Source organism: Exiguobacterium sp. s5 (assembly GCF_018618075.1).
Classification (GTDB): domain Bacteria; phylum Bacillota; class Bacilli; order Exiguobacteriales; family Exiguobacteriaceae; genus Exiguobacterium; species Exiguobacterium mexicanum_A.
Window position 1 is genome coordinate 112,398 of sequence record NZ_JACSLK010000007.1, and the last position, 13,101, is coordinate 125,498.

The 13,101-nt window shown below is 52.7% G+C and carries 15 protein-coding genes; 3 read left to right on the forward strand and 12 right to left on the reverse strand.

Annotated elements, in window-relative coordinates; all coding sequences use genetic code 11:
• Nucleotides 1-13 precede the first annotated feature (13 nt).
• Nucleotides 14-811, reverse strand: a complete 798-nt coding sequence (locus tag KNP60_RS13785) for an ABC transporter permease subunit (protein ID WP_034777448.1) — start codon at nucleotides 809-811, stop codon at nucleotides 14-16.
• Complete coding sequence (locus KNP60_RS13790) at nucleotides 812-1,684, reverse strand: ABC transporter ATP-binding protein (protein ID WP_034777447.1); 873 nt, start codon at nucleotides 1,682-1,684, stop codon at nucleotides 812-814.
• 121 nt (nucleotides 1,685-1,805) lie between these two features.
• Here KNP60_RS13790 and KNP60_RS13795 point away from each other — a divergent pair, with 121 nt between their 5' ends.
• Nucleotides 1,806-2,369 (forward strand): TetR/AcrR family transcriptional regulator, encoded by a 564-nt coding sequence (locus KNP60_RS13795; protein ID WP_034777446.1) that lies wholly within the window; start codon nucleotides 1,806-1,808, stop codon nucleotides 2,367-2,369.
• A gap of 82 nt (nucleotides 2,370-2,451) precedes the next feature.
• Here the strand turns inward: KNP60_RS13795 and KNP60_RS13800 are convergent, their stop codons facing one another.
• The 5 genes from KNP60_RS13800 to KNP60_RS13820 all read right to left on the reverse strand — a co-directional run bounded on the left by KNP60_RS13800 (nucleotide 2,452) and on the right by KNP60_RS13820 (nucleotide 6,323).
• Nucleotides 2,452-2,799 (reverse strand): hypothetical protein, encoded by a 348-nt coding sequence (locus KNP60_RS13800; RefSeq protein WP_214797735.1) that lies wholly within the window; start codon nucleotides 2,797-2,799, stop codon nucleotides 2,452-2,454.
• Between the two features lie 21 nt (nucleotides 2,800-2,820).
• Entirely contained in the window at nucleotides 2,821-3,939 is a 1,119-nt protein-coding gene (locus KNP60_RS13805) for an NAD(P)/FAD-dependent oxidoreductase (RefSeq protein WP_214797736.1), read from the reverse strand.
• A gap of 80 nt (nucleotides 3,940-4,019) precedes the next feature.
• Nucleotides 4,020-4,754, reverse strand: coding sequence for a Bax inhibitor-1/YccA family protein (locus KNP60_RS13810; RefSeq protein ID WP_138859490.1), 735 nt, complete (start codon nucleotides 4,752-4,754; stop codon nucleotides 4,020-4,022).
• 27 nt (nucleotides 4,755-4,781) lie between these two features.
• Entirely contained in the window at nucleotides 4,782-5,306 is a 525-nt protein-coding gene (locus KNP60_RS13815) for a type 1 glutamine amidotransferase domain-containing protein (protein ID WP_034777442.1), read from the reverse strand.
• Between the two features lie 96 nt (nucleotides 5,307-5,402).
• The gene (locus KNP60_RS13820; protein ID WP_214797737.1) at nucleotides 5,403-6,323 is read right to left on the reverse strand and encodes an NAD(P)-dependent alcohol dehydrogenase; all 921 of its coding nucleotides are present in this window, start codon (nucleotides 6,321-6,323) and stop codon (nucleotides 5,403-5,405) included.
• 239 nt (nucleotides 6,324-6,562) lie between these two features.
• Between KNP60_RS13820 and KNP60_RS13825 the strand changes: the two genes are divergently transcribed.
• Both KNP60_RS13825 and KNP60_RS13830 read left to right on the forward strand, forming a co-directional pair.
• On the forward strand, nucleotides 6,563-7,357 hold the full coding sequence (locus KNP60_RS13825; protein WP_214797738.1) for a thymidylate synthase: 795 nt from the start codon (nucleotides 6,563-6,565) through the stop codon (nucleotides 7,355-7,357).
• On the forward strand, nucleotides 7,354-7,833 hold the full coding sequence (locus KNP60_RS13830) for a dihydrofolate reductase (RefSeq protein ID WP_214797739.1): 480 nt from the start codon (nucleotides 7,354-7,356) through the stop codon (nucleotides 7,831-7,833). The genes KNP60_RS13825 and KNP60_RS13830 overlap by 4 nt, the downstream gene beginning before the upstream one ends.
• A gap of 15 nt (nucleotides 7,834-7,848) precedes the next feature.
• Here KNP60_RS13830 and KNP60_RS13835 read toward each other — a convergent pair whose 3' ends face one another.
• From KNP60_RS13835 to KNP60_RS13855, 5 genes are all read right to left on the reverse strand, one after another.
• Nucleotides 7,849-9,339: a GGDEF domain-containing protein gene (locus KNP60_RS13835; protein WP_214797740.1), complete on the reverse strand. Its 1,491-nt coding sequence runs from the start codon at nucleotides 9,337-9,339 to the stop codon at nucleotides 7,849-7,851.
• Between the two features lie 170 nt (nucleotides 9,340-9,509).
• Complete coding sequence (gene fumC, locus KNP60_RS13840) at nucleotides 9,510-10,910, reverse strand: class II fumarate hydratase (RefSeq protein WP_034777433.1); 1,401 nt, start codon at nucleotides 10,908-10,910, stop codon at nucleotides 9,510-9,512.
• Between the two features lie 106 nt (nucleotides 10,911-11,016).
• Nucleotides 11,017-11,406, reverse strand: a complete 390-nt coding sequence (locus tag KNP60_RS13845; RefSeq protein ID WP_214797741.1) for a reverse transcriptase-like protein — start codon at nucleotides 11,404-11,406, stop codon at nucleotides 11,017-11,019.
• Complete coding sequence (locus KNP60_RS13850; RefSeq protein ID WP_138859497.1) at nucleotides 11,387-12,169, reverse strand: 5'-3' exonuclease; 783 nt, start codon at nucleotides 12,167-12,169, stop codon at nucleotides 11,387-11,389. Before KNP60_RS13850 ends, KNP60_RS13845 begins: the two co-directional genes overlap by 20 nt.
• Nucleotides 12,169-13,098 carry a CobW family GTP-binding protein gene (locus KNP60_RS13855; protein ID WP_138859498.1) on the reverse strand — a complete coding sequence of 310 codons (930 nt, stop codon included), beginning with the start codon at nucleotides 13,096-13,098 and terminating at the stop codon, nucleotides 12,169-12,171. The genes KNP60_RS13850 and KNP60_RS13855 overlap by 1 nt, the downstream gene beginning before the upstream one ends.
• Nucleotides 13,099-13,101: the final 3 nt, after the last annotated feature.

The window sequence follows — 13,101 nt, forward strand, 5'->3', positions numbered from 1 at the left end:
CTATTTCGAAAAACTAAATCGTCAAATCTTTTCGGGTAAAACGTCCATAAGACAACAGCATGGCGACGATGAGAAGTCCCCCCAACCAGATGAAAGAACGAAACGCTGATTCCCCTTGGATTTGAGCATTGGCGTCAAACAACGAGAAAATCGATAACGTATTCAACCAGTCGAGCTGGTCACTAAATCCCGAGAAGACGTTCGCCATCAAGAAGAGCGCGAAAATCCCACCCGTGACCATATATGACCGTGTGCTGTCGTCGAACAGGCTTGCGAGCACATAGGCGAGCGCACCGAGGACGACTAGAATCAGTCCTGCGTTCAACTGAAGCGTCCACAGTAAGCCGATGTCGATCTGTAAATCAAATAGGACGTTGGCGAGCATCAGACTGAGCCCGTTCAACCCGACGAGTATACCACTCGCGATCACAAGCAACACCATACTAGCCGTCACGTAACCGGCACGTGAAATCGGTGCGGCCAAATAAAGCATGACCTCACCTGAATCGACCGGTTTAGCCATGAGCCGTGAGGCGAACGTGAGCGCGAACAGGATGGCCAATACGTAAAAGATGAGCCCATAGTAATTGCCCGCGAGCAGATTGATGACGTTGTCCATCGCCAAGTTCGGGTCGATTTTAAACACTTCTAGCAACTCGGGTGGCAACGAATCCAACTTTCCTTCAATCAGCCCCGTCTCTTGGATGGATGGGAACACCGCCGCCAAAAAGAACAAGTAGAGGCTCGTCCCGAGCGAGTACCCAAGAATCCAGCTACGATTTTGTTTAAACAGTGCCGAGATGAGAACCATTTATTTCGCCTCCCCATAATATTGCATGAACAGATGCTCGAGTTCGTCCGTGCCGCTCGACAACGATTGGACTTCGTGACGGGCGAGTCGATGAATCAAGTCGTTCAACTCTTCGACCGTCGATAAAGTGACGGTGACGACCACACCGTTACGCGAACCGATTTCTTCGCTCAACCGCATTGCTGCCGCCTCGTCCTTCAATTCGATCCGATACGTCTTCTGACTATGCCGTTTTAACTCGGTCATCTCCGCTTCGATGATCATCCGACCATCACGGATGAGTGCGGCCCGGTCACACGTCTTCTCCATCTCCGGGAAGTGGTGGGAACTCATCAAGACCGCCTTGCCCGCTGTTTTCTCAGCGATGACCCAATCGACGAGCCGTTCCTGCATGAGCGGGTCGAGCCCGCTCGTCGGTTCATCGAGAATATAAACCGGCACATCTTTCATGAAGCAGGTGACGATGGCAAGTTTTTGTTTCATTCCTTTCGACATCTTGCGCACTTTGAGTGACGTATCGAAGGCGAACACGTCACGCAACTTCCGTTCGCGCTCCGCGCTCGTCACATGAAGTTTCCGAGTCAGTCGGATGACATCTTCCCCAGTCATGTCCTGTGGATAATTGATCTCGCCAGGCAAATAGCCGACAAGCGCCTTCACCGTCTCACTCTCGTTCCAGCAATCATGTCCCATGACGGTGGCGACACCAGATTCAGCGTGGAGCAACCCCATCAAGTGACGAATCGTCGTCGATTTCCCCGCCCCGTTCGGTCCGATAAATCCGAACACGGTTCCCGGCTCGACCGTGAACGACACGTCGAAGATGCCGTGTGACGCATCGAAACGCTTCGTCAGTCCTTTAATTTGAATCACCGCACTCACTCCTTAGTTTTGAAATTTATTATATATATGATTACAAAACTAGTATATCACGTTATTTTTTGAAATGGAAATGGTATATTGATTACAAAACATTAGAGAAGCGAGGGTCATCATGGATGGATTCACAAAACGAACTGAAACGAAACGACGAGCAATCTTAGACGCCGCCTTTCGGCTAATGAACGAGAAGCAGTCCCGTTTCACGGTGAGTGAGCTTGCTCGCGCCGCCTCGGTCTCACCGGTATCGATTTATAATTACTTCGGCTCCAAAGAACAAGTGATTGTCGCCGTCTTGACCGAAATGACGGAGGAACAGATGGGATGGATCGAGTCACAAATCGCTGACACCGTCCCGTTCGATCAATTACTGATCGAGATTTTGTCTCGTAAAATCGAGACGGCCGGGCTGTTCGACGAGACGATCACTTCGATGATTCAAGCGGACGCCTCGTGGCAACAGTTGGCAGGACGAGGCTACGCCGCATTCCGGCAATTGATTGAGTACGGGAAGACGAGCGGGGCCATCGACCCGGAGCTGTCGACCGATTCGTACTTACGCTACGTCCAACTCGTGCAGCAGGCGATTTTGTCCGACCCGAGCCTGTCGACGTCACCGATGACCGATTCGATGCAAGACTATTTCCGATTTTTCCTTCACGGCATCATCCGGAAATAACTAAAAAGTCGCCTTCCCCTTCATGTGCGTGTAAAAAAGGATAGGCGACTTTTTATATTCCGTTAACGTAGTAGAAGAAATGCTATTCTTGGAGTTCAGGGGGAATGTACGAATCCACGTCCAATTCGTCTCCACAGGCGATAATCAGTTCCGAGCTTTCAGGCGTCATGAAAACGCCCATGCGTTGACAAACCAGTCCTTCCATCATCGGTTCAACATGAACGTGTCGACCGACTTCAAAGCGGTGTGCCATGCGAATCAACTCCGTACCGAGGCCAATCATGGCATTTCGGCTTAAGGAGATCATCACCTTGCTTTGCGGGCTGACATTTTCCCACGACTCATCAAACACCATGACCGTGCCTACATTATCCGCCAGCTGCTCAAATTGATCATGTTCATCGTCAATCAAATCAAATTCGTATCGCATTCGTACTCCACCTTCCTATGATTAACTGTTGTTCGTTCTAAACACCGATTCCTCGATTGGATAGAGTGATAGATCGAGCTCGCAGTCTCCCGTCAGAACAAGGTCGGCGAGCACTTTCCCGATGAACGGGCCGACCGTCAAACCGGATGACCCGAGACCGTTGGCGACGAGCAACTGCTCCGCTCCCGGTACGCGTCCGAGAATCGGGATCGAGTTCGGGGTGACCGGGCGGAAGCCGACACGCGTCTCAATCAGTTCGGCCTCAGCGAGTCCCGGGGCCGATTCTAGCCCTTTCGAAAGCACTTCATGAATCCCGATCGCCGTCGGTCGTGCGTCGAACGCCTTGTCCCGCTCGTGCGTCGAGCCGATGACGATTCGTCCTTCTTCAAATCCGAGCAAATAGCGGCGCCGCGGCGGCATGACGACCGGCCAGTCGGACGCGTCCGTATCAGGTAGCTGTACGTGAACGATTTGCGCCTTCTCCCCGGCGACACGTGCCGTATAACCGATTGGTTCCATCAACTCGGGCAACCACGCTCCGCAGGCGAGCACGATTTCATCCGCCTCAAAGCGGGCCCCGTCACATTCGACATGATAGCCGTCCGCTTCAACGAGCACGGCCGAACCGTCAATCACGGTCACACCGCGCTTCACGGCGACCCGTTCGAGGGCCGCCCGCAATTTCTCTCCATCGACACGAGCCCCACCTTCGACAAGGAGGGCGTCATATTCGTCCGAGAGCGGCGGGAATAGTGCTTTCGCTTCTTCCGCCGTCATCCGTGTCAAGTCGCCGATTTCCGGGGCTTCTTCCCGGCGCAGCGCCGTCCGTTCTTGCATCTCGTTCAATTTTTTGTCTTCGTGCAAGGCAAGTGTCCCGACGCGTTTATAGCCGGTCTCCGTCTCGCCTTCTCGTTTCAAATCGTCGACGACGGTCGCATAGTAGTGAGCGCCCCCTTTGGCGAGCGCGTACCACGCCTTGTTCCGGCGCTGGGCAATCCACGGGCAGACGATGCCTGCTGCCGCGTCGGTCGCACGGCCCTTTTCTTTCCGGTCGATAACGGTGACGTCGGCCTTCCCGGCTAGATGGTACGCGGTCGAGATGCCGACAATTCCTGATCCAATCACAATCACTTTTTTCATAACAGTAGCGCCATCATCGGTTCGATGACGGCTTCACATCCTTTCCTTTCATAAAAAATCACCGGCCCGAAGGCCGATGATCAGTCGCGCATGGCGAGGCGATACAGTAAATCAAGAATTTCAATGTAGAGCCAGATGAGCGTTACAATCAACCCGAACGCCGCGACCCATTCGAGCTCTTTCGGAGCCCGACTCTCGACTTGACGAGCGATATAGTCGAAATCAAGCACGAGCGCGAGTGAGGCGATGATGACAATCACAAATTGCACGCCGATGGCGAGCGGTGACGAGCCCGTCATGAACGGGAGTCCTGAACCGAAGAAACTCATCCCGATTTGAACAAGATAAAGCAACATGACCGTAAAGATCGCGGCCGTGACACCGGCGCGGAATTTTTGCGTCACTTTGACGAGTCCCGTCGAGTAGACGAACCACATCGCGAACGCGACGATGAACGTCGTCAAGACGGCACGGCCGACGATGCCTGGAAGCATCGCTTCGAAGAAGTACGAGATCAACCCGACGAACACCCCTTCGACGATACCATACAATGGTGCGACGACAGGTGCCGTCCTCGGTTTGAACGTGATGACGAGTGCCAAGACCAAGCCGAGGATGAGCGAGCCGATCATGAGCGGGAACAACAATGCCTCCCCGATTGTCGGCACGAGCATCCACGTCGTCCCGGCGGCTGCCGTGACGAGCAAGAGTAACGTGAACACTTTCGACCACGTACCGGCTTTCGTCATCGGCGTGGTGCTATAAGCTGTTGTCTCCATCGATTTACGGAGAACTGGATTCGATTTAAGTCTCAACTGTCGTTAACCCCTTTATTCTATTTTTCAGTTTTTGGCCATGACCTTGATGAATTCCCGCATATAGTCAGGCAGGTCAGGCGGACGGCGGCTCGAGACGATATGACCGTCGACGACGACCGGCTCATCGTGCCAAATCGCACCCGCGTTTTCCATATCATCTTTAATACCCGGTGTGCTCGTGACGTTGACACCATCAAGAATCTTCGCTGAAATCAATACCCAGCCAGCGTGACAAATTTGACCGATCGGCCGTTTCTCGTCATGCATATAGCGGACGAACCCTTTCACCGAATCAAAGCGGCGCAACAAGTCGGGTGACCAACCACCTGGGACGAGGATAGCGTCGTATGATGAGATGTCGACGTCATCGAACGCGATGTCCGATTTGGCTGGAACGCCGTACTTACCGATATAGGCGTGATCCGCCTTTTCGCCGGCGAGGATGACGTTTGCGCCTTCCTCGCGTAACCGATGGACCGGATACCATAATTCTAAGTCTTCAAAGTCGTCACTGACGATTTGCAGGACATTCTTACCTTGTAATTGCATCGAATCCCTCCCTTTATTTGTCTTTCACAAGTATACCCTATAAGACACGTGGCGAAAACAGGGACGATTGACGAAACGCACGTCGCTTAACTTGAATCAATTTGCTTTTGTCACGGTCACAATCACATTTCCAGCCTTTCCTCCGGCATCAACGTATCGGTGCGCCGCGACGATGTCCTCGAGCGGATAAACCGAATCGATGACGGCCTTTACTCGGCCGGCTTCAAACAGATCGTTCAGGAAAGTCAAATCCTCTTTCCGTTCACTCGCAGGTCCTTGTCCGGCGACGGAACTGAATTTCCCGTGTTCGGCGACATGCTTCCTGGCCATCCGCTTATCGATTTTCCCGGCCGCATCGAACACGGCGTCGTATGTGGTCAGTTTCTTGTCGTAGCCGTCTATTGTGTAGTCAATCATTACGTCAGCACCGAGACTTCTGACGAGTTCGAAGTTCCGCTCTCGACAGACTGCCGTCACGTGAGCCCCGTAATAGTTCGCGATTTGAACGGCCATCGAACCGACTGCCCCGGAAGCCCCGTAAATTAATACGGTCTTTGCTTGTTCGATGTTCACTTTACGCAAAAAGTGAAGGGTCGTCGTCCCTCCGAACGGCAAGCTTGCTGCTTCGACAAAACTAGCGTTGTTCGGCATGCATTCGACACACTTGCTCGCTTTGACACACGCATATTCGGCATAGCCGCCGAACCGCATCCCGGTCAGCGCATAGACACGGTCACCGACCTTGAAGTCTTCAACGCGACTACCCGTCTCGACGATCTCCCCTGCCAAGACGACACCAAGAATCGGTTGGCGCGGCGCCTTGAAACCGACGATGACTCGCATCGGGAGCTTACCTAGAGCCGGTACATCAAGAGCCCGTAATCGACGGTCGCCGGAATGGACGGCAGAGGTGTGAACTTTGATCAACAACTCATCCGATTTTGGCACAGGCTTGTCGACCTCTCGGAGCTGTAACACGTCAGGTGGCCCATATCCAGTACAAATCACTGCTCTCATCATGTACCTCCTCACAAGACTGAACAAAACAATGAGCAGTCACGACAAAGGATTTTTGCACGTTTTATTCTACTATTGTCACATCTTCAACTTGTGAAACGTCAGCGTATAAAAAAATTGAAATACACTTATCTGTGACGTAGCTCTACTATATATTGTGTCATTTACTGATATTTTATATGAAATCTTACTATTTTTTGATAGGGTAAAGAAGAATGAACGAAGGAGGTATTTCTACTATGAAACAATACCATGATTTATGCACCCATATCCTTGAGCACGGTGTCGTCAAAGAGGACCGGACCGGGACCGGGACGACGAGCGTGTTCGGCTACCAGATGCGGTTCAATCTTCAGGACGGATTCCCCCTGGTCACGACGAAAAAACTACATACCCGCTCGATCATCCATGAACTGCTCTGGTTCATCACTGGCGATACGAACGTCAAGTATCTTCAAGATAACGGTGTCCGCATTTGGAACGAGTGGGCCGACGAGGACGGTAATCTCGGTCCTGTCTACGGGGCGCAGTGGCGCTCGTTTCCGAAACCAGACGGCACGACTGTCGACCAGCTCGCGCAAGTAATCGAGCAAATCAAAACGAACCCTGACTCGCGCCGACTCATCGTCTCGGCCTGGAATCCAGGGCAACTTGAAGACATGGCGTTGCCGCCGTGCCATCTCATGTTCCAGTTTTACGTCGCGGACGGAAAATTGTCGTGCCAGCTCTATCAACGAAGCGCTGACACGTTCCTCGGTGTCCCGTTCAATATCGCGTCTTACGCTTTGCTCACGCATATGGTCGCCCATGTGACCGGGCTTGAAGTCGGAGACTTCGTCCATACGCTCGGCGACGCCCACATTTACCATAATCACCTCGAACAAGTGAAGCTGCAATTGACGCGTGAGACACGACCGCTCCCGACATTGAACATTTTGCGTGACGTATCATCCATCGAGGACTTCCGGTTTGAAGACTTCGAGATCGTCGGCTATGACCCTCATCCACACATTAAAGGAGAAGTGAGCGTATGATTATCCACGTCGTCGCCATCGGGAGCAATCGGGAAATCGGGAAAGATAACGCCTTGTTGTGGCGCCTGCCCGATGACTTGAAACAGTTCAAAGCTGTCACGACGGGTCAAACGGTCGTCATGGGACGAAAGACGTTTGAATCGATCGGTCGGCCGCTGCCGAACCGACGCAATATCGTCGTCACGTCGGACCGTACCTTCTCGGCTGAAGGTGTCGATGTGTGGCACGACCTCGAGTCGCTTAAAGACGAGACGACAGACCTTTATATCATCGGTGGCGCGACGCTCTATGAGCAGACGCTTTCGATAACGGACCGGTTCTTCGTCACCGAGGTCGATGGCACGTTCGAGGCGGACACGTTTTATCCGTCCCTTCCGTACGGTCTTATCGTGACGAACGAACAGTTTCATCCGGCCGACGAACGGCATGCCTATAGCTTCACATTCCGTCAATATGACAAAAGGGACATCGACTGAGTCGACGTCCCTTTTTTAATCGGGTAATTTTTCGAGCCATTGCTCGATTTTTTCAGTGATGGTATCCTGATGGTCCTGCTCGGCCAAGTCGTCATACAGCGCCCCGAGCTCGATCGCGGTTCGTTTCGATACAGCCAAGATGTGGCTGTACTTGCCTCGTTGCTCTTTGACGGCTGACAAGGTCCCTCTCGTCTCGTTCGTGCCCGAGTCATCGAGAATAAACATTTCCATATGATCGTTACAGGCGTAACGGTCGTATGGGCGATAGATGACCTCGTAGCGACGATGCTGCTTCGGTAAGCGCTCAGCGAGCAAAGCGTACTTCTCAGGACTCATCGTCACGTAAGCGAGCCGTTTCTCCTCGCGGACGGCTGACGAGTAGCGGATGATTCGATTGCGTCCATCGCGCTTCGCCTTGTAGAGCGCCTCATCGGCATAAGCACACCACTCGCCAAGCGTCATACCGGTCTGACAGACCCGTGTATAGCCGATCGATACGGTGACGTGATGTTCATATGTAAATGTCATCTCCTCGATGCGCCTACGGACCCGTTCAAGCACCGCATCGACGACGTGACGCTCGGACACGTTGAGGATGATGAGAAATTCTTCCCCGCCATAACGAATCAATTCGTCACTCGAGCGGATGGCGAGACGGACTTCCTCGGCGACGCGATGCAACACCTCGTCCCCGTAGGCATGACCGAACGTATCGTTCAACTGTTTGAAATGATCGATGTCGAGCAGGGCGAGCGTGAAGCTCTCACCGGAACGCTCAAGTCGGGACATGAAACGGCTAAACGTCGCTTTCAAATATTTTCGGTTGAACGCGCCTGTCAATTCATCGACGAGGAGCGCGTTCGAGACGAGACGAGCCTTCTCGATATGATGTCCGAGACGAACGAGCCGTTCTTCCATCGGTACCCATTCCTCCCAATAGTCATCGAAGCCGTAAGAATAAGCGGCGAGGCGATAATGTTCATTCGTGCCGATCACGATGAGCGGGACATACAGCTTCTTCATCTTGCTGACGAACGATTGAATCGACCGCTCCGGGAAGCGGGCCCACAACTCGACGTCCATGATGATGGCTTTCGGGACATCTTCATAGTCATATTCGACGGCCTCTTCTAACGTCTGCAAGAAGACAGGACGCGCCCCGAGCTTTTCGACGCGCGGTTTATACCGGCTATACGTAGAAAAACTGTTAGCTAAAACAAGGACGAGATCTTCGTCTTCCTGCTCGATGCCTAAGACGGTATGGATATAACGTTTCACTGGGGCAATCAAAGCCATCGCCTCCGCTTGCGTCAAGACCGGTGGCAATTCACGAACATCAGACTCGACACGACTGAAAATCTCAAGCAAGTGCATCAAGCGGCGACGCTTCACTTCTTGCTTCATCCAATCTAATAAAAACTCGATCTCTGATGTTTGAATCTGTCTCGCGCTCGTGATTTGCGTCAAAATAGTATGTATACGATCTGTGAGTTGCTGCTGCTTCATTCCCGACCCCCCCAGTTTCGTTCTCCCCGATATGTTCTTCTGTCTATGATTATGCGACTTTATCCACGAAAATACAACTATTTACTTATTTTCCGCCCATTGTTTGACAATAAGATAGTGCTTATGACCCATTACATCATGAAAAAGAGCGGTCATCGACCGCTCTTTTCTTATTTTCCAACTTTTAGGTTAGGAGATGTCATCTCTTCTGGACGAATCCATTCGTCAAACTGCTCTTCTGTCAATAGTCCTGTCTCTAGCGCCGCTTCTTTTAAAGACGTCCCATTCTTATGTGCTAGTTTTGCGATTTTAGCCGCATTCTCGTAGCCGATATGCGGGTTGAGCGCTGTCACGAGCATGAGCGAACGATCGACGTTGTGCGCGATGACGTCTAAGTCTGGTTCGATGCCGACGGCGCAATGCACGTCGAACGAATGAAGACTGTCCGTCAACAGGCGGCACGTCTGGAGGAAGTTGTACATGATGACCGGTTTGAACACGTTCAACTCGAAGTTTCCTTGGCTCGCCCCGAATCCAATCGTCGCATCATTGCCGAGCACTTGGGCCGCGACCATCGTCAACGCCTCACTCTGAGTCGGGTTGACTTTACCAGGCATGATCGAGCTGCCCGGTTCGTTCTCCGGAATCAAGATCTCACCGATACCGGCACGCGGGCCAGAAGCGAGCCAACGGACGTCGTTGGCAATCTTCATCGCATCCATGGCGAGCGCTTTCAAGGCACCGTGTGTGAACACGAGCTGATCGTGGCTCGTGAGCGCATGGAACTTGTTGACGGCCGTGATAAAACGTTTTCCGGTCTCTTGCGAGATCTTCTCGGCCACGACTTCTCCGAACCGTGGATGAGCATTGATCCCCGTCCCGACTGCCGTCCCGCCGAGGGCGAGCTCTGTCAACGGTTCGAGCGTACGCTCAATCATCTGTTTCGACAGCTCGAGCATCCGGACCCAACCACTGATCTCTTGACCGAGCGTGACTGGCGTCGCGTCTTGCAAGTGCGTCCGACCGATCTTGACGATGTCCATGAATGACTCGGCCTTCTTCGCGAGCGTCGCGTGGAGCGCCTCGATTGACGGCAACACATGGTCCTCAACAGCGAGGATGGCGGCGATGTGCATCGCCGTCGGATATGTGTCGTTCGAGCTCTGCGACTTGTTGACGTCGTCGTTCGGATGAATCGTGAGCGTTTGACCACGCTCTTTCAACTTATCATTCGCCAAATGGGCGATGACTTCGTTGACGTTCATGTTCGACTGTGTCCCTGAACCCGTTTGCCAGACGACGAGTGGAAACTCGGCGTCATGTTTCCCGGCGACGATCTCATCGGCGACTTCGGCGATGACGTCGGCTTTCGCTTGCTCCAACACACCGAGCTCGGCGTTGGCGAGTGCGGCACCTTTTTTCAAAATCGCGAAGGCATGCACGACCTCGAGCGGCATCTTTTCCGTGCCGATTTTAAAGTTCTCTAGACTGCGCTGTGTTTGGGCTCCCCATTTGGCTGAAGCCGGAACGTTGATTTCCCCCATCGTGTCCCGTTCGATCCGATATTCCATGAAAATTCCCCCTCTTTTTTTGACTACGCTTTCATTTTAGCGAAACTTTTGCAAAAAAGAAATCATTCCCCTGCAATTGACAAAAAGTCGGGCCAAAGCCCGACTCTCATCCGATCAACAATACCTGTTTCGCCACGTCATGGGCCCGGTTCTCTGCCCGCGGGATCCATTTGATGAACTTGTTTGGCAATTCGTCATACAGCGTCAGCGCCTTGACGAACAAAGGACGCACCGCTTGGTCTTTTAAGAACCGCTGCTCGAGCGCCCGCACGACCGTCTCGGCGTCCGAATAGAACATGAACGTCGATTCGTCCGTGAGCGTATGCGCTTTTTCGAGGGCGAACGCGAGCGCGGCGAGTTCGGCCTGAACGCTCGTCAGCCCGACACGTTTGGCGATGTACGTGGATACGGTGCCGTCCGTTGTCTTAATCCAGACACCAAGACCGTTCTCACCCGCCTCTTGGTTCGTCGCCGCATCAAAATAAATGTGAACCAAAGCGATACGCCTCCCAATCCGTTTCGATCGGTGCATGGATATCGATGAGCGAGAGACGTTTCGACAAGAGCGCCACTTCTTCTTGCCCGTCGAGCTTCTTCGCAAACTTCCGATGCGCCTCTTGGAGTGCTTCTTGTCTCAAGATGTCATACAGCGCTTCAACCGTGTCGTATGACTGGACAAGAATCGTCGCCGTCTTTGGTCCGATGCCGCGGACGCCTGGAATATTGTCCGAGGCATCACCTTGGAGCGCTTTCACATCGACGAACTGTCCGGGCCGTATTCCATAAGTCGTCTCGAATATGTCCTGGTTCATCATCATCTCTTCCCCTTTTTTCGGGACGATTTGAAACACGTTCGGGGAAAGCAGCTGATGCAAATCACGGTCTGACGAATACATATACGATTCACCCGGGAACGCGGTCGCGACGGCCCCGATCAAATCGTCGGCCTCATATCCGGCGAGCTCGGACTGAAAAATGCCGCGCTCGCTCAACGCTGCCCGCAACTTGACGTAATCGTGGAACAACGGTTCCGGTAAGCCGGTGCGAGTCGCTTTATAGTCCGAAAACAGGGCGTAACGATGCGTCGTCTCGCGTGGTCCGTCCCAAAAGAAGGCGATATGCGTGAAGTCGTTCGTCCACCCGTCAACTTTACGGAGCAGTCCTTTCAACGTCACATCGGGATCGAGCGCCCGACGACGCTCTGTGGCAAAATAATAACGCGACAGGAGATTAAACCCATCGACCAACATCAATTTCATCATGCATCCACCTCACAAGCTTGTAATCCGCGCGCTAGCGCGTCTCGATCGAGATTCTTCCCGATCCAGACGAAGACGGAACGCGAGTCGTCGCTCGGTTCGTTGGCGAACGTCGCCCCCATCAGTTGATTCGTCGCTTGGACGACGAATTTTGATGTTTCTCCTTCTAAACGGACAATCGCCTTCAAGCGATAGACATCGTCCTCATAGTGCATGAGCACCTCGCGTACGTATTGCGTGACACGTTCCCGACGTAGTGGGACGTCGGTCGTGAGCGTCACGGCCCGTAGTGAAGAGACGGACGTGTGCCCTGCTGTCAGTCGACCGAGGAGTTGCTCGTCGACTCGTGAAAGCTGGAACGTATTTTCCGTCAAGTCATAGTCCCCTACCGTCTGGACCGTCTCGATGACCCGAACGGTCGGATTTAGTGCTTTAATCCGTTCATGCGCTTGTTCGAGCGTGACGTCATCGACGAGGTCGACTTTGTTCATCAGAATCACATCTGCATAGGCGATTTGATGGATTCCTTCTATAAACAATTCGCGGTCCATTTGACTAGCGTCGACGACCGTCAAAATCGCCGTCAGCTTGAACCGTGTCCGTAAGTAATCATCGTAATAAATCGTCTGGATGATCGGTGCCGGATCGGCGACACCAGTTGTCTCGATGACGATGCGGTCAAATGTATCTTTGGACGCAAGCTGATAGAACGTCTTACTCAAATCGCTTTGAATCGAGCAACAGATGCAACCGTTCGATAACTCAATCTGTTCTTGGTCCATCTTGACGATCAACTGTTCGTCGATATTGACTGAGCCAAGCTCGTTGACGATGACGAGCAATCGCTCGTCCGTCGCTTCTAGCAAGCGATTCATATAGGTCGTTTTTCCGGCGCCTAAAAAACCGGTCACCAATTGCACGGGAATCATGTA